Annotated in this window: 26 protein-coding genes; 1 reads left to right on the top strand and 25 read right to left on the bottom strand. The window is 71.7% G+C overall.

What is annotated here, in order from left to right:
• Positions 1-11 precede the first annotated feature (11 nt).
• Genes flgK through AKJ08_RS16575 form a run of 9 tightly spaced genes read right to left on the bottom strand, consistent with a single transcriptional unit; the run spans position 12 to position 6,932 of the window.
• Positions 12-1,415: a flagellar hook-associated protein FlgK gene (gene flgK, locus AKJ08_RS16535; RefSeq protein ID WP_050727078.1), complete on the bottom strand. Its 1,404-nt coding sequence runs from the start codon at positions 1,413-1,415 to the stop codon at positions 12-14.
• Complete coding sequence (locus tag AKJ08_RS16540) at positions 1,412-1,876, bottom strand: hypothetical protein (protein WP_050727079.1); 465 nt, start codon at positions 1,874-1,876, stop codon at positions 1,412-1,414. The genes flgK and AKJ08_RS16540 overlap by 4 nt, the downstream gene beginning before the upstream one ends.
• A gap of 17 nt (positions 1,877-1,893) precedes the next feature.
• On the bottom strand, positions 1,894-2,268 hold the full coding sequence (locus tag AKJ08_RS16545; protein ID WP_082343293.1) for a flagellar biosynthesis anti-sigma factor FlgM: 375 nt from the start codon (positions 2,266-2,268) through the stop codon (positions 1,894-1,896).
• A complete protein-coding gene (locus AKJ08_RS16550) occupies positions 2,269-2,979 on the bottom strand; it encodes a M23 family metallopeptidase (protein ID WP_050727081.1) in 711 nt (236 codons plus the stop codon). It abuts the gene before it with no gap.
• Positions 2,979-4,064, bottom strand: a complete 1,086-nt coding sequence (locus tag AKJ08_RS16555) for a flagellar basal body P-ring protein FlgI (protein WP_050727082.1) — start codon at positions 4,062-4,064, stop codon at positions 2,979-2,981. Before AKJ08_RS16555 ends, AKJ08_RS16550 begins: the two co-directional genes overlap by 1 nt.
• Positions 4,065-4,073: 9 nt before the next feature.
• Positions 4,074-4,763 (bottom strand): flagellar basal body L-ring protein FlgH, encoded by a 690-nt coding sequence (locus AKJ08_RS16560; RefSeq protein ID WP_050727083.1) that lies wholly within the window; start codon positions 4,761-4,763, stop codon positions 4,074-4,076.
• Positions 4,760-5,431, bottom strand: a complete 672-nt coding sequence (locus AKJ08_RS16565) for a hypothetical protein (protein WP_050727084.1) — start codon at positions 5,429-5,431, stop codon at positions 4,760-4,762. Before AKJ08_RS16565 ends, AKJ08_RS16560 begins: the two co-directional genes overlap by 4 nt.
• Positions 5,428-6,213 (bottom strand): flagellar basal-body rod protein FlgG, encoded by a 786-nt coding sequence (gene flgG, locus AKJ08_RS16570; RefSeq protein WP_050727085.1) that lies wholly within the window; start codon positions 6,211-6,213, stop codon positions 5,428-5,430. The genes AKJ08_RS16565 and flgG overlap by 4 nt, the downstream gene beginning before the upstream one ends.
• Positions 6,214-6,224: 11 nt before the next feature.
• Entirely contained in the window at positions 6,225-6,932 is a 708-nt protein-coding gene (locus tag AKJ08_RS16575; protein ID WP_050727086.1) for a flagellar hook basal-body protein, read from the bottom strand.
• A 99-nt stretch (positions 6,933-7,031) separates the two neighbouring features.
• Between AKJ08_RS16575 and AKJ08_RS16580 the strand changes: the two genes are divergently transcribed.
• Positions 7,032-7,451: a hypothetical protein gene (locus AKJ08_RS16580; RefSeq protein ID WP_050727087.1), complete on the top strand. Its 420-nt coding sequence runs from the start codon at positions 7,032-7,034 to the stop codon at positions 7,449-7,451.
• A gap of 6 nt (positions 7,452-7,457) precedes the next feature.
• Here the strand turns inward: AKJ08_RS16580 and AKJ08_RS16585 are convergent, their stop codons facing one another.
• From AKJ08_RS16585 to AKJ08_RS16660, 16 genes are all read right to left on the bottom strand, one after another.
• Positions 7,458-8,150 carry a sigma-70 family RNA polymerase sigma factor gene (locus tag AKJ08_RS16585; RefSeq protein WP_050727088.1) on the bottom strand — a complete coding sequence of 231 codons (693 nt, stop codon included), beginning with the start codon at positions 8,148-8,150 and terminating at the stop codon, positions 7,458-7,460.
• Between the two features lie 13 nt (positions 8,151-8,163).
• Positions 8,164-9,027, bottom strand: a complete 864-nt coding sequence (locus AKJ08_RS16590) for a MinD/ParA family protein (RefSeq protein ID WP_169788861.1) — start codon at positions 9,025-9,027, stop codon at positions 8,164-8,166.
• A gap of 35 nt (positions 9,028-9,062) precedes the next feature.
• The gene (flhF, locus tag AKJ08_RS16595) at positions 9,063-10,322 is read right to left on the bottom strand and encodes a flagellar biosynthesis GTPase FlhF (RefSeq protein WP_050727090.1); all 1,260 of its coding nucleotides are present in this window, start codon (positions 10,320-10,322) and stop codon (positions 9,063-9,065) included.
• A 25-nt stretch (positions 10,323-10,347) separates the two neighbouring features.
• Positions 10,348-12,408, bottom strand: coding sequence for a flagellar biosynthesis protein FlhA (gene flhA, locus AKJ08_RS16600; RefSeq protein ID WP_050727091.1), 2,061 nt, complete (start codon positions 12,406-12,408; stop codon positions 10,348-10,350).
• Positions 12,405-13,472, bottom strand: coding sequence for an EscU/YscU/HrcU family type III secretion system export apparatus switch protein (locus AKJ08_RS16605; RefSeq protein ID WP_050727092.1), 1,068 nt, complete (start codon positions 13,470-13,472; stop codon positions 12,405-12,407). The genes flhA and AKJ08_RS16605 overlap by 4 nt, the downstream gene beginning before the upstream one ends.
• Before the next feature lie 3 nt (positions 13,473-13,475).
• On the bottom strand, positions 13,476-14,225 hold the full coding sequence (locus AKJ08_RS16610; protein ID WP_050727093.1) for a flagellar biosynthetic protein FliR: 750 nt from the start codon (positions 14,223-14,225) through the stop codon (positions 13,476-13,478).
• A complete protein-coding gene (locus tag AKJ08_RS16615) occupies positions 14,225-14,488 on the bottom strand; it encodes a flagellar biosynthetic protein FliQ (protein WP_050727094.1) in 264 nt (87 codons plus the stop codon). The genes AKJ08_RS16610 and AKJ08_RS16615 overlap by 1 nt, the downstream gene beginning before the upstream one ends.
• A complete protein-coding gene (gene fliP, locus AKJ08_RS16620) occupies positions 14,485-15,168 on the bottom strand; it encodes a flagellar type III secretion system pore protein FliP (protein WP_050727095.1) in 684 nt (227 codons plus the stop codon). The genes AKJ08_RS16615 and fliP overlap by 4 nt, the downstream gene beginning before the upstream one ends.
• Positions 15,165-15,614, bottom strand: coding sequence for a flagellar biosynthetic protein FliO (locus tag AKJ08_RS16625; protein WP_050727096.1), 450 nt, complete (start codon positions 15,612-15,614; stop codon positions 15,165-15,167). The genes fliP and AKJ08_RS16625 overlap by 4 nt, the downstream gene beginning before the upstream one ends.
• Before the next feature lie 2 nt (positions 15,615-15,616).
• Positions 15,617-15,913: a flagellar motor switch protein FliN gene (gene fliN, locus AKJ08_RS16630; protein ID WP_050727097.1), complete on the bottom strand. Its 297-nt coding sequence runs from the start codon at positions 15,911-15,913 to the stop codon at positions 15,617-15,619.
• Positions 15,910-16,902 (bottom strand): flagellar motor switch protein FliM, encoded by a 993-nt coding sequence (locus AKJ08_RS16635; protein ID WP_240475388.1) that lies wholly within the window; start codon positions 16,900-16,902, stop codon positions 15,910-15,912. The genes fliN and AKJ08_RS16635 overlap by 4 nt, the downstream gene beginning before the upstream one ends.
• A complete protein-coding gene (locus AKJ08_RS16640) occupies positions 16,899-17,396 on the bottom strand; it encodes a flagellar basal body-associated FliL family protein (protein WP_050727098.1) in 498 nt (165 codons plus the stop codon). Before AKJ08_RS16640 ends, AKJ08_RS16635 begins: the two co-directional genes overlap by 4 nt.
• Before the next feature lie 64 nt (positions 17,397-17,460).
• Positions 17,461-18,249 (bottom strand): OmpA/MotB family protein, encoded by a 789-nt coding sequence (locus AKJ08_RS20695; RefSeq protein ID WP_050727099.1) that lies wholly within the window; start codon positions 18,247-18,249, stop codon positions 17,461-17,463.
• Between the two features lie 2 nt (positions 18,250-18,251).
• Positions 18,252-19,022, bottom strand: coding sequence for a flagellar motor protein (locus AKJ08_RS16650; protein ID WP_050727100.1), 771 nt, complete (start codon positions 19,020-19,022; stop codon positions 18,252-18,254).
• Positions 19,023-19,028: 6 nt separating this feature from the next.
• The gene (locus AKJ08_RS16655) at positions 19,029-19,229 is read right to left on the bottom strand and encodes a flagellar FlbD family protein (protein WP_050727101.1); all 201 of its coding nucleotides are present in this window, start codon (positions 19,227-19,229) and stop codon (positions 19,029-19,031) included.
• A gap of 49 nt (positions 19,230-19,278) precedes the next feature.
• A complete protein-coding gene (locus AKJ08_RS16660; protein ID WP_050727102.1) occupies positions 19,279-20,526 on the bottom strand; it encodes a flagellar hook protein FlgE in 1,248 nt (415 codons plus the stop codon).
• Positions 20,527-20,530 lie beyond the last annotated feature (4 nt).

A 20,530-nucleotide genomic window follows, 5' to 3' on the forward strand; every position in this document is an offset into this window, starting at 1 on the left:
GATGGCTGGTCCTATCGGAGCTTCATGAGGGTATCGAGCATCTCGTCGGTGGTGGCGATCACCTTGCCGACGGCGTCGTAGGCCCGCTGGGCCTGTGTCATTCGAATCAACTCCTCGTCAATGCTGACGCCGCTCACGGACTCCCGCATCGCGTCGAGGTTGCCGAGGAGCGTGGCGTCGTGATCGGCCAGGGCCTTCACCCGGGCCGACGAGGCGCCGAAGCCGGAGATGATCGAGGCGATGGTGGCGATGGCCGTCGCGCCGGACGGGAGCGCCTGATCCTCGAGCGCGCCGAGCGCGAGGAAGTTGCGGCCGCTGCCGGGGATCCCGGCGGCGGTGTCGGAGGCTGCGAGGCGCGACGGGTCGGCGAGGATGGACGGATCCACCGCGAGGCGGCGCGCCGCCCCGGCCACGGTGGCGCCTGCGTCGAAGAGATCCACGCCGGGGTTCCCGTTCAGATCGAAGCCCGAGCGGTGGACCTCGTTGACCATGCCGGCGAGATCCCACGCGAGACGATCCAGCTTCTCCTCCGCCTCGCGCAGCGCGCCGTCGCGCGCGTCGAGGTTGCCGCCGATGGCGCCGCCCATGCCCTTGACGTTCTCGGACGAGCCGTCGGCCTTCGTGAGGCGGAACGAGAGGTGGCCGTCGTTGGCGGGGTCGGGCCAGGTCGAGAGCGTCGACGCGCGGTCGCCGCTGACGAGCGCGGCGCCGTTCGGGAGGAACATGTTCAGGTTGCCCTCGCCGTCGAGGATGGCGGTGGCGCCGGTCACCTGGGCGAGCTCGTCCCGGGCGCGGGCGCGGGCGTCCAGGAGATCGTTCGGAGGCGCGCCGCCGGCCGCGCTGGTCGCCACGCGGATCTGCCGGTTGAGCTCCGCGATCTGCTGGCTGAGCCCGTTCGCCTGGTCGGCGAGGCTGTCCAGGCGTGCGTCGACGCCGAGGCGAGCCTGCCGAAGGCCGTCGGAGGTGCGGTTGAAGGCGAGGGCGAGGGCGCGGGAGGACGCCACCGCGGTCTGGCGGAGGCCGTCGTTCCCGGCGTCGGCCGCGAGGGCGCGGACCGATGAGTAGAACTTGGTGAGCGCGTCGCCGACGCCGCCGGCTAGCTCGGGATCGAGGACGTGGACGCCGAGGAGCGCCGTCGCCTCGGCCTGGCTCCTCGCGGCGGTCGCTGCTGCCTGGGGGAACTGGCTCTCGAAGAAGCGATCGCGGAGCTGGACGATCGACTGGACGACGACGCCCTGGCCCAGGTAGCCGCCGCCGACCCGGTCGGCGGGGAGCGCCGCCGCGAGCTGGACGAGCTGGCGCGCATACCCGGGGGTGTTGACGTTCTGGATGTTGTTTCCCGCCGTCGCGACGGCGAGCCGGTGGGCGTTGAGGCTCGAGGCCGCCTGGTTGAGGAGGGTGAAGAGGCTGCTCATACGCTCACGCTTCGGGAGGAGAGGGGATCCCGGCCGGTCGCCCGGCCCCGCCGGTCGTAGGCAGCGCTTCCGGGAGCGAGCAGGGAGAGGTAGGAGCGCACGCAGGCGAGGGAGTGGCCCAGGGCCTCGCGGGTGACGAGATCCTCCTCGCGGAGGCGGGACGCCAGGTCGCGCAGCTCGTCGAGCCCCTCGTCGAGGCGGGCCGCTTCCGCGGGGGCGTGCCGGCGCAGCGCGGCGAGGGTGGGCTCCGGGAGCCCTTCGCAGGCCCGGGTGAGCGCCTCGAGGATCCGCTTCTCGAGGTCGAGGGCCTGGCCGTTCCGGGCCTCCCGCTCTGCTGCCCACTCGAGCGCCCGCTCGGGGTCGAGGCCCGCGAGCCGACGGCGGCTCTCGGGCGCCTCGTCGAGCTGGAGCCGGAGCAGGGTGCGCAGCTCCTCGGCCGTTGCGATCGCTTCTTCGAGCATCCTTCGGGAACCCTTCTCTACGTCCGCAGGATCGCGTGGATCTGGGCGAGGAGCTCCGCCTCGTCGAGGATCCGCTGCGCGATCCGGGCGGGATCCGGCTTGTAGTTGCCCTTGCGGACCTGGGCCTCGATCTCCGCGAGGCGGGCGGTCCGGGTCTCGCCCGAGGTCGACTTGGCGTGCTCGACGGCCGCCTGGAGCTCCCGCTGCGTGTCGGTGGTGACCTTGTCGGGGGCCCTCGGCGCCAGGACCGGATCGGCCGTCACCGGGGCGGTGGCGGCCTCGTGGCGGGGGCGCACCCCCGTGGCGCTCCTCGCGGCCGGCAGGCTGGCGATGTCGTGGATGTCCTTGGGCGTCATGGCTTGGGCCCCCTGGAGGCAAGTCGTCCGAATCATCTATTCGGCACGCTTGCCGTAGGCCTTAAGGGCCGTCGAGGGATTCACGGGGCGATCGTGGACGCGGACCTCGAAGTGGAGGTGGGGGCCCGTCGCCCGTCCGGTCTGCCCGACCCTGGCGATCGGTTGGCCCTTCCGCACCCGATCGCCCTCCGCCACCAGGAGCTCCGAGGCGTGGGCGTAGAGGGTGGTGACGCCGCCTCCGTGGTCGACCTCGACCGCCTGGCCGAAGCCGCCCCTGGGACCGACGCGCCGCACCACGCCATCGGCCGCCGAGACGATGGCGCTCCCCTCCTTGGCCCCGAGGTCGACGCCGCGGTGCTCCTGGACGCCCTCGCCCAGGGGATCGGCCCGGCGTCCGAAGGCGCTGGTCACGGCGGACGGGCCGTGGACCAGGGCGCAGGGGTCGAAGGCCTCTGCTGCTGGAGCCCGATGGAGGAGGGCAGCGGGGTCGGTCCTCTCACGTCCGGACGACGCCTGGGGCAGAAGGTCGAGGAGGGGGCGGTCGGGTCCGTGGGCGGGGCGGCCCGCCTCCGCCAGGGAGTCCGCGAGGGCGTCGACGATCAGGTCGGAGAAGAGCGGCGAGCCCTCCTTCCCTGCGAACGCGCCGCTCGCCTGGAGGAGCTGCTTGATCACGAGGGAGTCGAAGGCGCGCTCGGCCTCGCGCTGGCGGTCCGCGCCGGCGGCGGGCGTGTCGCGGAGGAGGGCCATCAGAGCACCTCGAGGTCGGCGTCGAGGGCGCCGGCCGCCTTGATCGCCTGGAGGATGGAGACGAGGTCGCGGGGCGGGACGCCGAGGGAGGTGAGGGCGCGCACGAGGTCGTCGACGTTGGACGTGGCAGGGAGGGCGACGGCGCCGCGGCCGGCCTCCTGGGCGTCGACGCCGGCGACGCGGGTACGGACGGTCCGGCCGTTGGAGAAGGCCTCCGGCTGGGAGACGAGCGGCGTCTCGCTCACGGTGATCCGCAGGCCGCCGTGGGCGACCGCCACCGGCCGGATCCGCACGTTCGCGCCGGCGACCACCGTGCCGGTACGCTCGCTGATGACGACCTTGGCCCTTCCGTCGGCGTCGACCTCCAGGGCCTCGAGCCGGGCGATCAGGCCCACCCGATCGCCGCGATCGGGGACGCGCACCTCCACGGCGGCGGGGTCGAGGGCCGTCGCGACCTCGGCGCCGAGGGCGCCGTTGAAGGCGGCGGCGATCCGGCTCGCGGTGGTGAAGTCGGGGTTCGTCAGCGTGAAGATCAGCGGGCCGGAGTCGAGGTCGACCTGCACCGTCTTCTCGATCGTGGCGCCGTTCGGCACCCGGCCCGAGGTGGGGTGGTTCTTGCGCACGCTCGATCCGGCGGCGGCGGCGTCGAAACCGCCGACCTGTACCGGACCCTGTGACAAGGCGTAGACCGTGCCGTCGGAGCCCATGAGCGGGGTGACGACGAGCACGCCGCCGGCGAGGCTGCGCGCGTTTCCCATCGAGCTGACGCTGACGTCGATCTTGCCGCCGGGGCGAGCGAAGGGAGGCAGCCGCGCCGTCACCATCACCGCGGCCACGTTGCGGACCCGCACCTCGCGGGGATCGATCCGGATCCCCAGGCGGCCGAGCATGCTGGAGATCGACTGCGAGGTGAAGAAGACGCGCTCGGTGTCGCCGGTGCCGGCGAGGCCCACCACGAGGCCGTAGCCGAAGAGCTCGTTCTCCCGGACGCCCTCCACCGCGGCGAGCTCCTTCACGCGCACCGGGGCGGCGCCGGAGGGAGCCGCGGCCAGGAGGAGCAGGACGAGGGCGAGGGCGTTTCGCATGGAGAGCTCCTAGAAGGGCCAGACCCAGCCGAGGTAGCGGGAGAGCCAGCCCTGGCGCTGGTTGTCGGTGAGGACGCCGTTTCCGGTGAACTCGATCTCGGCGTCGGCGACCATGGTGCTCTTGACGCTGTTTTCCTGGTCGATGTCGATCGGGCGGACCACGCCGGAGATGTAGAAGTGCTGCTCCTCCTCGTTCACGAGGACCACGCGGTGGCCCTCGATGAAGAGGTTTCCGTTGGGGAGCACCTTCCGGACGATGGCGGGAACGGTGGCCTTGAGCCGCTCGGTGCGCGCGGTCGCTCCCTCGCCGCGGAAGCTCGACGCCGACATCCCTTCGACGTTCGCCCGGAAGTCGCTGTTTCGCTGCATCTTCTCGATGAGGCCGAGGAAGGCCGAGATGCTCGCCTGCGCCTGCGAGCTCCGGGTGAGGTCGGTGTCGGCGCTGCGCTTCGCGTCCGCGATCTCCTCGATCTTCACCACCAGCAGATCGTTTGTGCGCAGCGCCCGCGCGTCGGTGAAGAGGTTCGCCGCCGGGCGGTTCTCGCGCCAGAGGCTCCCCGGCGTCCGGGCTTCGGCGGCGGCTTCGCCCTCGGAGGGGAGCTGGTACTCGCGCTGCTTGGGCACGTAGGTGGAGATGTGCCTGGGGCCGCAGCCCGCGAGGATCACGAGAGCGGTGAATCCGACGATCGGACGGATCATGGATCCTCCATGACGAGGGTCTCGCCCTCGAGCCGGCCCTCGAGCCGCTTGCCGGAGGAGAGCTGTGCACAGGCGCGGCCCGGCCCACAGGCGATCGCGCGGCCCCGTGTCTCGATCGTCAGGCCGTCGCGGCGCAGGAGCACCGTCAGCGGCTCGCCCGGCGCGATCGCGCCGCCGATCTGGCCGGGTTCGAGCGCGACTCCGGCAGCCAGATCGCGCGACGCGCGGGCGCCTGGCGGGAGCTCGTGCAGGATGCGGCGGCCGGGCTCGAGCTCGCGCAGATCCTCGCGGGATGCGCCGTCCAGCGGCTCGCCGGCTCGGACCGCCCGGGTGGTGATCCAGGCGGGCGCCATGAGCTTCACGTCGGCGAAGGCCCACCCCTCGCACGCGAATCCTTCACTCGTGGTGCCAATTAGCTTCACGTGCTGACGGCCGGAGGTCTCGATCGGGCGGGGGACCTCGGCGCGCGAGGCCCTGCAGCCCGGAGGGAGGCGGTCGCGGAAGGAGCGGATCTCCAGGCGCGCGGCCGGGTTCGAGACGGCGGCACGTAGTGCGGCTTGGAGTGCGCTGGGGACCGGCTCGGGCACCGCGGAGATCGCGGCATCCGGGGCCGGCGACGAATTCGCGGTCGCGGCCGAAGCCAGGACGGCGGCGACGAGCGCGATCATCGCAGCTGGGTGAGCCGCTGGAGCATCTGATCCGCGGTCTGGATCACCTTGGAGTTCAGCTCGTAGGCGCGCTGCGTGGAGATCATGTCGATCATCTCCTCCACCGCCTTCACGTTCGAGCCCTCGAGGAAGCCCTGCGAGATCCCGCCGGCGCCCTGCTCGCCGGGCCGCACGTGCATCGGCTCTCCGCTGGCCGGCGTCGCGGTGAAGAGGTTGTTGCCGATGGCGAGGAGGCCGCTCGGGTTCGCGAAGAGGGAGAGCTCGAGGGTGCCGAGCTCGTCGGGATGGGGCGAGCCGTCCACCTGGGCGAGGACGCTGCCGTCGGACTGGATGGTGATCTGCTTCGCTCCCGCGGGCACGTCGATGCCGGGCTCGACGAGGTCGCCGCGCTGGGTGACCAGGCGGCCCATGGCGTCCACGCGGAAGTTGCCGGCGCGGGTGTAGCCGAGCTCGCCGTTGGGCCGCTGCACGCGGAAGAAGCCGTCGCCCTCGATGGCGACGTCGAGGGGGTTCCCGGTGGAGAGCAGGTCGCCCTGGGACCACGTGCGGGTGGTGGAGCCCGTGCGCACGCCGAGGCCCACCTGCAGCGGCGCGGGATCGGTGCCGCCGTTCGGCGTGGGCTCCGCGGGAGCGCGCATGGTCTCGGAGATCAGATCCTCGAACTCGGCGCGGCCCTTCTTGAAGCCGGTGGTGCTGGCGTTGGCGAGGTTGTTCGCCGTCACGTCCATCTTGAGCTGCTGGGCTTCCATGCCCGTGGCGGCGGTGTAGAGGGAGCGGAGCATCGAGAGACCTCTTAGCGGACCTTGCCGAGCTCGCCGAGGCGCTCGTCGAGCTTGCGGTAGGTCTGGATGGCTTGCATGGACTGGTCGAAGGAGCGCTGCGCGGCGATGAGCTGCACCGCGGCCTCGAGGGGACCCGCGTTGCCGAGCTCGAGCTCGCCGGTGCGGACGTGGCCTGAAACGGGGATCGCCGCCGATTCCGTCGGCGTGAGGAGCGAGCCGCCGTGGCGCTCGACGGCGCCCTCCAGGCGGAAGAGCGCGAGCCGGCCGACCTCGAGCTCGCCCACGCGCACCGCGCCGTTCGCGTCCACCACCGGCGTCACGTCGTCGACGGGAACGAGGATCGGCTCGCCGCTCCTCGAGAGGACGGGATGGCCGGCGGTGCGCAGCACGCCGTCGGCGTCGACGGAGAGCCGGCCGTCGCGGGTGTAGGCGACGGCGCCGGAGGGAAGCGTCACGCCGAAGAAGGCGCCATCGTCGGGCACGAGATCGAGGGGGCGGCCGGTGGGCTCGATCGAGCCCGGGCGGAGATCGACGCCGGTGGCCACGGCGCCCGCGTAGACCTTGCCGCCGTCGCCGCCTTCGGGGAGGAACGACTCGAACGCGGGACGCGAGGCCTTGAACCCCACCGATCGCGCGTTGGCGAGGTTGTCTGCCACCGACTCGAGCTGCTTCGAGCGCGCGACCGCGGCGCTCATGCCGACGTAGATTCCGTCACTCATCCGTCGCGGGCCTCCTTGGGGAGAGGGTTGAGAGCAAGCGCCTTGCCAGCGCCGCCGACATCGAATTGACGCGTACGCCTTTTGCATTCGAGGCGAGCGATGGCCCCGAAGACCCGGCTCGACGCGGTGGTGCGGATCCGTGAGCACCAGGAGCAGGAGGCGCGCCTCGCGCTGGCCTCCGCCGCGGCGTCCACCCGGCAGGCCCGGGAGCGGGTGCGCGCGCTGCGCGAGGCGTCGCTGCGGGAGGCGGGGCCGCGCTCGGCCCTGGAGTGGGAGATCGCCCAGGCCGCGTCGTTCCGGATGCTCGACGCGATTCGGCTGGCGGAGTCGGTGGTCCTCGACGCCGAGGCCAGGGAGCGCGCAGCGAAGGCCGGCTTCGAGGCGGCCCATCGGGCGGCCGAGTCGGTTCGCCGCGCGGCGGAGTCGAGGCGGGAGGCGATCGTCCGTGAGCAGGAGAAGGCCGAGCGCAAGGAGCTCGACGCCTTCGGCCAGCTCGCCCATGTGCGCCGCAGCTCCTGAGCGGCTTCAGCTCTCGGAGGCCAGATCCGCGCGCAGGCGCTTGATCGCGTCCGAGTGGAGCTGGCTTACGCGGGCTTCGCTGACCTCGAGGATCCCGGCGACCTCCTTGTTCGTGAGCGACTCCGCGTAGAGGAGGCTCATCACGAGCTGCAGCCTCTCGGGGAGGCGGGCGATCGCTGCAGCCAGGCGCTCGCTCCGCTCCGCTGCGACGATGCGCTCGTCCGCGGGAACCTCCTCCGCCCGGAGCGGCGCGTCCTCCATGAGCGGGAGGGGAGGGAGCGTGAGCGCCTCCATCTCCGCGAGGGCATCCGCCTCGATCCCGAGCGCGGCGGCGAGCTCGTCGAGCGTGGGCTCCCGCCCCAGCGTCGCTTCGAGCCGGGTCCGCGCCGCGTGGACGCGATCGAGATCGTCGCGCAGGCGGCGGGGCAGGTGATCGTGCCGGCGCAGCTCGTCGATCATCGCCCCGCGGATGCGGTGCTCCGCGTAGCTCTCGAAGCGGATGTCCCGCCCCGCGTCGAAGCGCCGGGCTGCGTCGAGGAGGCCGACGGCGCCGGCGGACCAGAGGTCGTCGAAGAGTGTCGCGTCGCCGGTGCGAGCCGCCAGCCGCCGAGCGTGCCGATCGATCGAGGCGCCGTAGCGCGTGATCAGGGCCCGGGCGTCTCCTCCCTCGGTGGCGTAGAGTGCATGGACGCGACGCACGCTCGGGTCCTCTTTATTCGCTCGCGAGCGAAGAACGCGCCGGCGTGGAGGACTCCCGGAGGAGGCGCTGCCAGAGGATCTTGAGCCCTCCCTCGAGCCTGGAAGCGGCGGGCTCGCCCAGAAGCTTGTCGGCGATCTGCTCGAGGCTCCGGCTCGAAGGCGACAGCGGGAAGCACTTCACCAGCGGCCTCTGCATCATCACCGCGCGGTGGATGTTCTCGTCGCGGGGCAGGTAGCCGAGGTATCGCAGCCTGGCGTGGAGGAAGCGCTCGGTGAGCCGCGGCAGCCTGCCGAAGACCTCGCGCGCCTGGGCCTCGCTCGCCGCCGGGTTGACCAACACGTGGAAGACGCCGGTCATCCCCTGCTGCGAGAGCACCTTCACCGCGGCGTAGGCGTCGGTGAGCGAGGTGGGCTCCGGGCTCACGACGAGGATCGTCTCCTGACAGGCGCCGACGAAGAAGGTCATGTTGTCGCCGATGCCCGCGGCGGAGTCCGCGATCACCAGGTCGAAGTCGTCGTCGAGGGTGTCGAGCTCGCCGATGATCCGCATCTTCTGCGCGGATCCGAGCCGCGCGAGCTGAAGGACACCGGTGCCCGCCGAGAGGATCTTGATCCCGTGGGGGCCCTCGGTGAGCGCCTCGCGGATGGACACGGAGCCGTCGAGGACGTGCCCGAGGTGGAAGCGGGGCGCGACGCCCAGGAGGATCTCGGCGTTGGCGAGGCCGAGGTCTCCGTCGAGGAGGAGCACGCGCCTTCCCTGCCGGGCGGCGATCACGGCGAGGTTGGCGGCGACGGTGCTCTTGCCCACGCCCCCCTTGCCGGACGTCACGGCGATGACGCGCAGGGGGGTCGTCTTTTCTGTGCGTTTGTTATTCACGAGAAGTCGAAGGCTCTCGGCCTGGTCCGTGACTTTCACCCGTTCACCCGCTCTCGCTCCGCCCCACGCCCCAAAGGAAGATCCCGGCAGGAGGCCAGCGCGCGCTCGGTCAGCTCCTCGGCGGTCGCCTCGTGGAGATCGTCGGGGACCTTCTGGCCGTCCGCGATGCAGGTGATCCGGCTGGAGAGGCGGACTGCCGCGGAGAGCACGCCGCCAGGGGCCACCGCCTCGTCGAGCTTGGAGAAGATCAGGCCATCGGGGCGCAGGCCGCGATAGCGATCGGCCAGCGCGGCGAGCTCCCGCCAGCCGGTGGCGGCGCTGCACACCAGGTGGAGCTGCACGCCTGGAACCGAGCGGAGGAGCTCCGCCTGCTGGGCCACCGCCTCGTGGGTCGAGCGGCCGGCGGTGTCGATGAGCACCAGCTCCGCGTCCTGGCTCCGGGCCAACGCCTTGGCGAGCTCGTCCCGGCTCCTCGCCACGTAGGACGGGACGCCCATGATCTCGCCGTACCTTGCGAGCTGCTCGCTGGCGCCGACGCGGTAGGTGTCGACGGTGATCAGGGAGACCCGCATGCGGGAGTCGAGGAGGGCGCGGGCGGCGATCTTCGCGATCGTGGTGGTCTTGCCGACGCCGGTGGGACCCACCAGCGCGATCGCTCGCTTGGGGCCGGGATGCCAGGGCGCCTGTCCCGTCGCGAGGCGCTCGCGCACCAGTCTGCGGGCCTCGTCGAAGAGGGCGCTCCCCGACTCCGTGGCGCCGTCCTTCCGGGCCGCCTTGCGGACGAGCTCGTCCGCGAGCGCGTCCTCGACGCCTCCGGCGATCAGCTTGCCGAAGACCGCCGCGGTGGCCGGGCGCAGGCGCGTTCCAGGCTCGGTGCGCGTGCGCTGCGCCATCGACCTCATCTCGCGCCTCGTCTCCTCGACGCTCCGTCGGAGAGCCAGGATCTCGCCGGCGAGCGCCTCGTCGAAGGGGCGCTCCGGGGCGCGCTGGTGGAGCGGCTCGGGCGGCTGCGAAGGGACGGGACGGAGCGCCTGCACGTTCGACGACGCCGGCGCCGAGAGCGCTGCATAGGCGGCGTGTCCTGTCGGCGGCGCAGGGGGGAGCTCCGCGAGAGGTCGTGCCGGCGAGCGGGGCGCATGCGCCATGGCCAGGACCTCGACCCCGTTCTTTCGGAGCAGGCCACCTGGGATCTCGCGGGCGGAGAGCACCACGGCCTCCCCACCCAGCGCAGCGCGTACTGCCGCGAAGGCTTCCTTCGCGTCGGCACCCCGGAAGCTGCGGATGGTCTCCCTCATCTCGGAACCTCGATCGTCTGGCGCGTCACGCCGCCGTCTTCATCGTCACTTGCAAGAGTCCCGCCGGCTCCACCGAGGTGCCCGGCACCAATTCCCTGGCGCTGATCACCTGCAGCTCCGGCACGAAGCGGGAGGCGAAGTCGAAGAGGGGCCGGCGCAGGTCGGGGGGCGCCAGGAGCACGGGTACGTTGCCGGCGGCCGAGAGCGCGGCGGAGAGGGTCTCGAGCTGCGCGATGAGCTGCCGCGCCGTCTCGAGGTCGGGGGCGAGGGCGGCCTCGCCGTCGGAGACGCCGAGGGAGCCGCGCAGCAGCTCCTCCGTGGCGCGGTCGAGGGTGATCGCCCTCACCGGGCCGGCGCCGTCGCGGACCCTGCCGGTAATCTGGCGCGAGAGGCGGCGGCGCGCCTGCTCCACCAGGAAGGCGGTGTCCTTGCTGCGGGGCGCCGCGTCCGCCACCGCCTCGAGGATCGTGCGCAGATCCCGCACCGAGAGCTGCTCTCGGAGCAGCCCGCGCAGCACCCGGACCAGCTCACCCAGGGTGATGGTCGCCGGCACGACGTCCTCGACCAGCTTGGGCGCCTCCCGCGCGCAGACGGAGAGGAGCTCCTGGGTCTCCTGCCGTCCGACCAGCTCGTGGGCGTGCCGCCGCAGGAGCTCCGAGAGGTGGGTGGCGACGACGGAGGCCGCGTCCACCAGGGTGAGGCCGAGGGCCTCCGCCTTGGGGCGGTCGCGGGTCTGGATCCACACCGCGGGCAGGCCGAAGGCGGGCTCCTTTCCGGCGATGCCGTCGACGGAGGGCGCGCGGCCGGTGGGGTCGAGGGCCATCAGCCGATCGGCGTGGGCCGCGCCCCTCGCGATCTCGTGGCCGCGCAGGAGCAGCCGGTACTCGCTCGCGCCCAGTCCCAGGTCGTCGCGCAGGTGCACCGACGGCAGCACGATGCCGAGCTCCTCGGCGAGCTTCTTCCGGAGGGCTGTGACCCGGCCGGGGAGCTCGCCGCCCCTGGCGAGATCGATGAGGGCGACGAGGCCGTAGCCCACGTGCAGCTCCAGCGCGTCGACGGCGAGGAGATCCTGGATCTTCTCCGGGCCCTTGGGTTCGGCCTCAGCGGTCGGGTGCGCCTTGTCCTTCTTGGCGGCCTTGTCGACCCGGCGCGAGAGGAGGAAGGCGCCGGCGGCGAGGGAGCCGAAGGCGGCGAAGGGGAGACCCGGCAGGAGCGCGAGGATGCCGAGGACCGCCGCGGTGGACGCGAGCACGCGGGCGTTGCCGAAGATCTGCCCGCCCACCTGCGAGCCGAGGTCGGAGCCCTGCGCGCGGGTGACCACGATACCGGCGGCGGTGGAGACGAGGAGCGCCGGCATCTGGGCGACCAGGCCGTCGCCGACGGTGAGCAGGGTGTAGGTGTCGACCGCCTGGCGCAGCGAGAGGCCGTCCCTGAGGAGGCCGGTGGCGAGGCCGCCCAGCAGGTTCACCGCGGTGATCAGCAGGCCGGCGATCGCGTCGCCGCGCACGAACTTGCTCGCGCCGTCCATGGCGCCGAAGAACTCGGCCTCCTGCGAGAGGGTCTGGCGCCGGAGCTTCGCCTCGCGATCGTCGACGATGCCGGCGGCGAGGTCGGCGTCGATCGCCATCTGCTTGCCCGGCATCGCGTCCAGGGTGAAGCGCGCCGCCACCTCCGACACGCGCCCCGAGCCCTTGGTGATCACGATGAAGTTGACCAGCAGGAGGATGAGGAAGATCACCAGGCCGACGACGAGGCTGCCGCCGACCATGAAGCGGCCGAAGGTCGCGATCACGGAGCCCGCCGCGCCGGGGCCCTCGCCGCCGTGGAGGAGGATCAGCCTCGTGGTGGCGACGTTGAGGCCGAGGCGGAAGAGGGTCGTGAGGAGAAGCAGCGACGGGAAGACCGAGAACTCCAGCGGCTGCTTGATCCCGAGACCGATGAGGAGCATCAGCACCGAGACGCCGATGTTGAAGGCCAGGAGCACGTCGAGGGCCGCCGCCGGCACCGGCAGGATCAGGATCGCCAGGATGCCGATGACGGCGATGGCGGAGAGGGTCTCGCCCGCTCTGCGGGGGCTCGCGCTCACGCCGCCCTCGCGGCGCCGGGCCTTCCGGTGATCCGGTAGACGAAGGCGAGGATGGTGGCCACGGCCTTGTAGGTCTCCGCCGGGATCTCGCGGCCGACCTTGACCCGCCGGTAGAGGAGGCGTGCGAGGGGGATGTCCTCGACGATGGGGATCCCGTTGCTGCGGGCGAGCTCCCGCATGATCTCGGCGAGCTGCCCCTTGCCCTTGGCGATGACGCGGGGCGCGCGCGCCTCGTCCCGGCGGTAGCGGATCGCCACCGCGACGTGGGTGGGATTCACGAGGACGGCGTCGGCTCGCGGCACCTCCACCGAGACGCGGACGCGGGCGAGCTCGCGCTGCCGCCTTCGGCGCTGTGAGCGGATGAGGGGATCTCCCTCGTCCTCCTTGTGCTCTCGCTTCAGCTCTTCCCGGGTCATCCGCATCTTGGCTCCGAACCGGTAGCGGGTGACTGCAAAGTCCACACCCGCGAGCGCCACCATCACCGTCAGCACCCTGACGCCGGCCGAAGCGATCAACGACGAGAAGTGGGAGAGCTGGGCGGCAGGCGTCGCGGTGGGGAGTGAGCCCAGGCCCAGCGCGTCGTCGCGGACGGAGAGCCACACGGTGCCGAGGATGGCGAGGACCTTCACCGCCGCGAGGCCCAGGTCGGAGACGACCTCGCGCGAGAAGAGGCGCTTCAGCTTTCCCGCCTGCCAGAGCCTCTCGGGATCCGGCGCGGCGAGGTGGGGCCACATCCGCGCGCGGGTCTGAACGACGGTGGCCGCGAGGCCCCCGGCAGCGCCGGCCAGGCAGGGAACGAGGGCGAGGAGGGTGGGGCGCGCGAGGAGGCCCAGGAGCGCGCTGGGCCGCCCCTCCGGCGCGGCGCGGACGGACGCGCCGAAGAGCTCGATGAGGGCGTCGCGGAGGGGGATCGCGGCGAACGACAGCGCGACGAGGGCCGCGCCGAGGGAGGCGACCGTCACCGCGTCCTTGGAGAGGGCGATCTGGCCCTTGTCCGCGGCGTGTTGCAGGCGCTTTTGTGACGCCTGCTCGGTCTTGTCGTCCTTGCTGCTCTCGTCAGACACCGACTAACTCCTCGTGAACGCTTCGACCGCCATCCGCGCGGCGATCTCGGCAGCCGTCGGCACCACGAGGTAGACCGCCCCGCCGCCGGCGAGGATCGCCACCGAGAAGCCGAGGGTGGAGAGGTTCATCTGCGGGGCGATCCGCCCCACCAGGCCCAGGGCCAGGTGGCCGACGGTGACCGCAGCGAGGATCGGGAAGGCGAGGCGCACGGAGAGCGCGAACGAGCCCAGCGAGTGCGCGACCATCGAGCCGAGGAGGGCCTTCGCATCGAGCGGGAGCCCTGGCGGCATCTCGCGGACCGAGCGCGCGAGCCAGGCGATGGCCTCGCGGTGGACGCCGAGGGTGACGGCGAAGCCGAGGGCCGCCATGGAGAAGAGCTGGCCAAGCGTGGACGACTGGACGCCGCCGACCGGATCGACGATGGCGCTGAAGCCCAGGCCCATGCCGAGGCCGGCGAGCTGACCGGCGGCGAGGGCCGCGTCGAGGACGATGCGGGCGCCCAGGCCCGCGGCGAGGCCGATGGCGGTCTCTGAGAGGGCGCTGCCCGCGAGCGCGAAGAGCGAGGCGGGGAGCTCGGGCGACGGAAAGCCGGCGCCGGCGTGGGCAGCGAGCGCGGCGACGAAGGCTACGCCGATGCGGATGCGCGTCGGGATCATCCTCGCCGAGAGCACGGGGGCCACCGCAACCACGCCCGCGGCTCGGAAGAGCACGAGGCCGAAGCCGAAGAGGAAGGGGAACGCCTGCTCGTCCATCAGAAGGGATTCCCCATCCGCTGGACCGAATCGGTGAAGAAGACGGCGAGACGGTCGGTCATCCATCCCCCGAGCATCCAGCAGACGATCCCGGCGGCGCCGAGCCGCACCAGGAAGCCGATGGCGGGGTCGTTGATCTGCGTGGCCGCCTGGAAGATCCCGACCACCAGACCGGTGACGAGGAGCGCGCCGAAGATCGGGGCGCCCAGCCACGCGGTCAGGGCGAGGCCTTCGCGGATGAGGTCGCCGGGGAAGGCGCTCATCCGAAGCTCCGCGCCAGGGAGCCGACGACCAGGTGCCAACCGTCTGCGAGGAGGAAGATCCCGACCTTGAGCGGGAGGGAGATCAGCGTCGGCGGCACCATCATCATGCCCATCGACATCAGGATCGCGGCGACGAGGAGGTCGACGAGGAGCAGCGGCACGTAGAGGAAGAGGCCCATCCGAAACGCGGTGGTCAGCTCGGAGACCATGAACGCGGGGATGGCGACGGAGAGGGGGATCTCCTCGCCGCGGGCGGGGCGGGCGGTGCTCGAGAGGTCGTAGAAGAGCCGGAGGTCGTTCTCGCGGGTCTGTCGCAGGAGGAACTCGCGCACGGGCGCGGAGGCGCGCTCGAAGGCGTCGGGGCCCTCCATGCGATCCTCGAGGTAGGGGCCGAGGGCCTCCGAGTAGACGCGCTCGGCGGTGGGCGCCATCACGAAGAAGGAGATCGCGAGGGCGAGGCCGATGAGCACCGGGTTGGGCGGGAGCTGCGGCGTGCCCATCGCCTGGCGGAGGAAGGAGAGCACGATCACGATCCGCGTGAACGACGTGATCGAGACGAGCACCGCCGTGGCGAACGAGAGCGCTGTGAGCAGGAGGAAGAGCTTCACGGGCGCAGAGCCGCTCCCGCCCACGATGAGCTGGAGACCCGGCTCGGCCGCCGTGGCGGCGAGGAGGCTCATCCGACTCTCCCCGGCAGTCCGTTAGCCAGGCGATGGCGCAGCTCCTGATCGGAGGCGCTCTCGTCGAGGAGCTCGTCGAAGTCGACACTTCCCCTGCGCGACTTCGTCGGGATCGGTGGCTCGGGCGGCGCGGGCCTCGTGGCGAGCAGAGCGATGCCGGCCTCGCTGCAGCCCAGCACCAGCTGGTCGTCGCCCACCTGCGCGATCACCAGGCTGCGTTTGGGGCCGATCGAGATCGACTCGACGATCCGCAGCGAGCCCGGGAGCCGCTTCTTGCGGAGAGTGAGAAGGATCGCGACTCCAGCGAGGGCGAGGAGGGCGCCGCCAGGGAGGAGGAGGCCCTGCAGCGATCCCGAGGAGGGCAGGGTCTCGGCCGCGTCGCCGATCACCGCGTCCGGTACGAGCCCCGCGAGCAGCGCCGCGATCGGGAAGATCGGATCCGGCATGGCTACCTGAGGCGCGCGAGGCGCTCGGATGGGCTGACGATGTCGGTGATGCGGGCGCCGAACTTCTCGTTCACCACCACCGCCTCGCCGCGGGCGAGCAGGCGTCCGTTCACGAGGATGTCGAGGGGCTCGCCCGCGACCTTGTCGAGCTCGACGACCGAGCCGGGCCCGAGGCCGAGGAGCTCCTGGATCGTCATGCGCGACCGGCCGAGCTCCACCGTGATCTCGAGGGGGACGTCGAGAAGGAGCTCGAGGCGACGCGAGGGCGTCTCGTGCTCGAGGAGATCGGAATCGTTCACGTTGCCTCCGGGCGTGGCGCGGGTCGGAACGCCCGCTCCAGCTTCACGGCCATGCCGCCGTGGACGACCATGGGGTGACCGCTCAGCTTCTCGCGGCCTTCTACGAACAGCGGGAGCGCCGAGCTCTCCTCGGTGCCCAAAAGGAGCACGTCGCCTTCCCCGAGCTCGAGGAGCCGCGCGAGCGTGAGCGAGGTGCGGCCGAGGACGGCGCAGACCTCGACCACGGTGGCCTCGACCTCGAGGGCGAGGGCCTCCCTCGTGCGGGGATCGCGGGTGGCCTGCGAGCGGACCTCGTTGCCGAGGACCTTCTTGGCGGGCTGGATCGCGGTGTACGGGATCGCGAGCTGGATCCGGCCGCCGATCGGGCCGCTGATGGCGAAGGAGGTGAGCACGGCGACGTCGCCGCCTGGCGCGATGGAGATCGCGAGGCGCGGATCGGCCTCGAGCCTCGCCACCTCCGGCTGCATCGGCAGGTAGGGCGCCCACGCGTGTCCCATGGCGTCGGTGAGCAGACCGAGGAGCTTGCGGAGGACCTGCTTGCCGACTGGTGTCAGCTCCTGTCGATCTGTCGCGGCCTCGCTCGGGGCCTTGTCGCCGAGGGCGGCGGCCACCAGGGACTCCGCGAGGCCCGGATCGAGGATGGCGATCGCCTCCGTTCCGCGGCCGAGGGAGATGACGCAGACGGTGGCGGGCGGCGCCAGGAGCATCTCCAGATCCGCGAGAGGCACCAGGGTCCCCGGCGTCGGCGCAACGCGGAGCGGCAGGCGTGTGCGCCCGGACAGGCCCGTGGAGAGACGCGCGGCGATCTGCTCGTGGATGGAGTCGAGGGCGGGCATGCGGCCGCGCAGCACCCGATCCCGGCTGGTCAGGTCGTAGGGGATCGCCTGGCCGCGAGCGTCGGCCGGAGCGTTGCTCTCCTGGACGCGACCCTCGCGGATCGCGCCCATTAGCGCGTCGAGCTCCTCGGGGTTGAGGTCGGCGCCTTTCACTGGACCATGAACTCCGTGAGGAAGATCGCGCGGACCGACGACTTGGGCATCACCTCGCCGAGGAGCTGGAGCAGCGAGCGGCGGAGGGTGTTCATCCCTTCCGTTCCGCGAAGCTCCTCGAGGGTGCGATCGCTCAGGTAGCCGATGAACGAGTCCCGGATCCGCGGCATGTTCGTGGTGACGAGCTCGCGGTCGGTCTCCTTGCCCAGCTCGATCTCCACCGTGAGGCGCAGGTATCGGTCGACCTCCGGATTGCGCAGGTGGATCACGAAGTCCGGCAGCCTCACGATCGGCCCGGGCGTCCCGGGCGCGGGCTGCCCTTCGGCGGCGGCCTCGGGCGGCGGCTCCGGCTTCGCCTCGGGGGCGGAACCGCTCGGGCGGAGCAGGAGCATCGCCAGGACACCCGCGACCAGCAGGCTGTTGAGGGCGAGGAGTGCGGGGACGAGCTTTCCCGATCCCTCGTTGCGCTTCGGTTCGTTCGATTCGGCAGCCATTGCCGGGCGAAATAGCAAGCGACGTGCCCGCCCGAGGAGGGCTCGGCCCGTCAATCGGCTGACGTCACGGACACGGGCTGCCCTCCGAGGGATCGCCCGCCGACAGCTCCATCACGATGTCCACGCGACGGGCGGCCTCTTCGTCGCTCCAGGCCGTGTGGCCGGGCAACGGCCGACCCGCGGCGAAGCCGGCCGCAGAGAGCCTGCCCGGCGCGACGTGGTGCGCCTGCTCGAGAAAGCTCACGACCGACGCCGCTCTCGCGGCGGAGAGGTCCCAGTTGTTGCGGAACCGGGCCGAGCGGATCGGGCGCTCGTCGGTGTGGCCCTCGACCCGGATCGGGATGCAGAGCGGCACGATCTCCTCCGCGATCGCGTCGAGGATCGGGATCGCCTCGGGCTGGAGGGCGGCCTCGGCCGAGGCGAAGAACCGCGAGGCCGACATGCGGATGATCAGCCGCTCGCCCTCGGCCTCCACCGTCACGGCGCTGGCGTGCTGGTCCCGGAGCAGGGCCCGCAGCCGCGTCTCCAGCTTTCGGCGCGTGCGCTCGGCCCGCTCCTTCTCCCGGTCGACCGGGCGCATCGGGCTCCCCGACTCCTGGCCGATTCCGTCGCTGCCGCCGGTCGGCGGCCCCTGGAAGAGCGGGAGCTTCTCGACGCCGCCCGTGCCCTCGAAGTGCAACGCGAAGCGGATCGCGCTCGACACCTGGATCAGCCGCTCGTTGTCCACGCGGCTGACGGCGTACATCACCACGAAGAAGGCGAAGAGCAGGGTGATGAAGTCCGCGTACGAGACGAGCCATCGCTCGTGGTTCTCGTGCTCCTCCTCGTGGTGCTTCTTCTTCCTTCGCGACATCGTCAGGCCGCCTGCTTCGCTTCTGCGCCGAGGCCGCCGGCGTAGGAGCGCAGCTTCTCCTCGAGCACCCGCGGGTTCAGCCCCTCCTGGATGCCGAGGATCCCCTCGGTGATGAGCAGCTTCCGCTCCTTCTCGAGGGAGACCTTCCGCTTCAGCTTGTTCGCGATGGGGAGGAAGAGGATGTTCGCCGCGCCCACGCCGTAGACCGTCGCCACGAAGGCCACCGCGATGCCGCCGCCGAGCTTCGATGGATCGGAGAGGTTCTCCATCACGTGGATGAGGCCGAGCACGGCGCCGAGGATTCCGACGGTCGGCGCGAAGCCTCCCGCGGACTCGTAGACCTTGGCGCCGATCACCTGCTCCGCGTAGACGGAGTCGATCTCCGCCTCCAGGGACTCGCGGGCCACCGAGGGATCGACTCCGTCCACCACGTATTGGACGGCCTTGCGGAGGAAGGGATCCTCCAGGCTCGCCACCCGCGACTCCAGGGCGAGCACGCCCTCTCGCCTCGCGACCGCGGCGAGCTCCCCGATCTGGGCCACCAGGGCCGCCAGGTCGGAGCGGGTCTCGACGAAGGCCATGCGGAGCATCTTCACGCCGCGCATGAAGTCGCGGGTCGGGAAGGCCACCATCACCGCGCCCAGCGTTCCGCCGAAGACGATGATCGCCGCGGTGAGCTGCATGATCGACGAGGGGTGTCCGCCCTCGAGGATCTGTCCGAGCAGGATGAAGCCGATCGCGACGACGAGCCCGAGGATGCTGGTGATGTCCATCTTCTTCTAATTCCTTTTGACCGGCGCCTCGTAGAGGGCTCGGCGATAGGCGATCACGCCTTGCACCACCTCGTCGGTCGATTCCTGCACGAGGATCCGTGCGCCGTTCACCAGGGTGACGATGGTATCCGGCGTGGCCTCGACGGTGGCGATGAGCTCGGCGTTGACGACGATCGCGCGTCCGTCCAGCCGCGTGACGTGGATCATGTGTGGCTCCAGGGCCCTTCACGGATCGTGAGGGGCGCCCTCCGCTCGATCAGCGCTTGAGCTGGATCAGATCGGAGAGGAGCTGATCGGCGGTGGTGACGGTCTTCGAGTTCGCCTGGAAGCCGCGCTGCGCCTCGATCATCCGGATGAACTCCGTGGCGATGTCGACGTTGGACTGCTCCAGCGCGCCCGCGACGATCGCCGCCCTCCCGCCGGAGGAGGCGGTGCCGATGGTCGGCTCGCCTGCGCTGGGCGCCGGGCCGAGGAGGTTGCCGCCCAGCCGCTCGAGCTGGTCGGGGGCCGCGAAGCTCGCCACCGCGAGCTGGCCGAGCACTTTGCTGTGACCGTTGGTGAAGGCGCCGACCACCCGGCCCTCTTGGTCGATCGTGATGCCGGCGAGATCGCCTGCGGCCCAGCCGTCCTGGTTGAGGAAGGAGACCGCCGACGGGTTCGCGAACTGCGTCATGCCGGTGACGTCGAGGGCGAGGGCCTGGGGCGAGGTCGCGCCTTTGGGCAGGAAGTTGCTCGTCTGGTTGTCGGAGACGAGCTTGCCGTCGGTGTCGAAGGTCAGATCGCCGGCGGCGATCTCGGTGAGCGTGCCGGCGGCGCCGCCCTGCAGGCCGCCTCCGTCCGTCATGGCGTGCCACTCCCAGCTCCCGTCGGCCGTCTTCCGGTAGAAGACCTCCACCGAGTGCGCCGCGCCGAGGGAGTCGAAGATCGTGACGCTGCTCGAGAAGTTCGACGTGTCCCGCGGGTTCGCCGGATCCCAGGGCGGGAGGATCGCCGCGTCCGCCTGGAGGTTCGCCTTGATCGTGACCGAGCCGGTGGCCTTCGGCGGCGACGCCGCGCCGGCGAGGGCGAGGTCTCCGAGCTTGCCCGAGACGGTCCCGACGGCGTCCGCCTGCCAGCCCTGCACCCGGAGACCGTCGAGGTTCACGAGGTAGCCGTCGGAGTCGACGGTGAACTGGCCGGCCCGCGTGTAGTAGGAGCCGTCGCGGCCCGCGTGGTTGCCGCGCACCACGAAGTAGCCGCTCCCCTGGAGCGCCAAATCGGTGGCGAGGCCGGTTTGGATCAGCGCGCCCTGGGTGATGATCCGCTGGATCGCCTGGATGTTGACGCCGAGGCCGCGGCCGCCGGCGCCCATCAGGCTCTGGGCGAGCGCCTCTTCGAAGGCGACCCGGCTCCCCTTGAAGCCGATGGTGTTCGCGTTGGCGATGTTGTCGCCCACTACGGAGAGATCGAGGCTGCTGGAAGCAAGCCCGCTGGCGCCCGTATGGAGAGAGGAGGTGAGGCTCAAGGCT

This window comes from Vulgatibacter incomptus (genome assembly GCF_001263175.1).
In the GTDB taxonomy this organism is placed as follows: domain Bacteria; phylum Myxococcota; class Myxococcia; order Myxococcales; family Vulgatibacteraceae; genus Vulgatibacter; species Vulgatibacter incomptus.

Bases quoted from the DNA above. Each gene is read 5' to 3' on its own strand.
- AKJ08_RS16540 (WP_050727079.1), bottom strand. From the start codon at position 1,876: ATGCTCGAAGAAGCGATCGCAACGGCCGAGGAGCTGCGCACCCTGCTC.
- AKJ08_RS16565 (WP_050727084.1), bottom strand. From the start codon at position 5,431: ATGATCGCGCTCGTCGCCGCCGTCCTGGCTTCGGCCGCGACCGCGAAT.
- AKJ08_RS16575 (WP_050727086.1), bottom strand. From the start codon at position 6,932: ATGAGTGACGGAATCTACGTCGGCATGAGCGCCGCGGTCGCGCGCTCG.
- AKJ08_RS16650 (WP_050727100.1), bottom strand. From the start codon at position 19,022: ATGGACATCACCAGCATCCTCGGGCTCGTCGTCGCGATCGGCTTCATC.
- AKJ08_RS16555 (WP_050727082.1), bottom strand. From the start codon at position 4,064: ATGCGAAACGCCCTCGCCCTCGTCCTGCTCCTCCTGGCCGCGGCTCCC.
- AKJ08_RS16550 (WP_050727081.1), bottom strand. From the start codon at position 2,979: ATGGCCCTCCTCCGCGACACGCCCGCCGCCGGCGCGGACCGCCAGCGC.
- AKJ08_RS16560 (WP_050727083.1), bottom strand. From the start codon at position 4,763: ATGATCCGTCCGATCGTCGGATTCACCGCTCTCGTGATCCTCGCGGGC.
- AKJ08_RS16545 (WP_082343293.1), bottom strand. From the start codon at position 2,268: ATGATTCGGACGACTTGCCTCCAGGGGGCCCAAGCCATGACGCCCAAG.
- AKJ08_RS16640 (WP_050727098.1), bottom strand. From the start codon at position 17,396: ATGGCTGCCGAATCGAACGAACCGAAGCGCAACGAGGGATCGGGAAAG.
- flhF (WP_050727090.1), bottom strand. From the start codon at position 10,322: ATGAGGGAGACCATCCGCAGCTTCCGGGGTGCCGACGCGAAGGAAGCC.
- flgK (WP_050727078.1), bottom strand. From the start codon at position 1,415: ATGAGCAGCCTCTTCACCCTCCTCAACCAGGCGGCCTCGAGCCTCAAC.
- AKJ08_RS16615 (WP_050727094.1), bottom strand. From the start codon at position 14,488: ATGAGCGCCTTCCCCGGCGACCTCATCCGCGAAGGCCTCGCCCTGACC.
- AKJ08_RS20695 (WP_050727099.1), bottom strand. From the start codon at position 18,249: ATGTCGCGAAGGAAGAAGAAGCACCACGAGGAGGAGCACGAGAACCAC.
- fliP (WP_050727095.1), bottom strand. From the start codon at position 15,168: ATGAGCCTCCTCGCCGCCACGGCGGCCGAGCCGGGTCTCCAGCTCATC.
- flgG (WP_050727085.1), bottom strand. From the start codon at position 6,213: ATGCTCCGCTCCCTCTACACCGCCGCCACGGGCATGGAAGCCCAGCAG.
- AKJ08_RS16625 (WP_050727096.1), bottom strand. From the start codon at position 15,614: ATGCCGGATCCGATCTTCCCGATCGCGGCGCTGCTCGCGGGGCTCGTA.
- AKJ08_RS16610 (WP_050727093.1), bottom strand. From the start codon at position 14,225: ATGGACGAGCAGGCGTTCCCCTTCCTCTTCGGCTTCGGCCTCGTGCTC.
- AKJ08_RS16655 (WP_050727101.1), bottom strand. From the start codon at position 19,229: ATGATCCACGTCACGCGGCTGGACGGACGCGCGATCGTCGTCAACGCC.
- AKJ08_RS16580 (WP_050727087.1), top strand. From the start codon at position 7,032: ATGGCCCCGAAGACCCGGCTCGACGCGGTGGTGCGGATCCGTGAGCAC.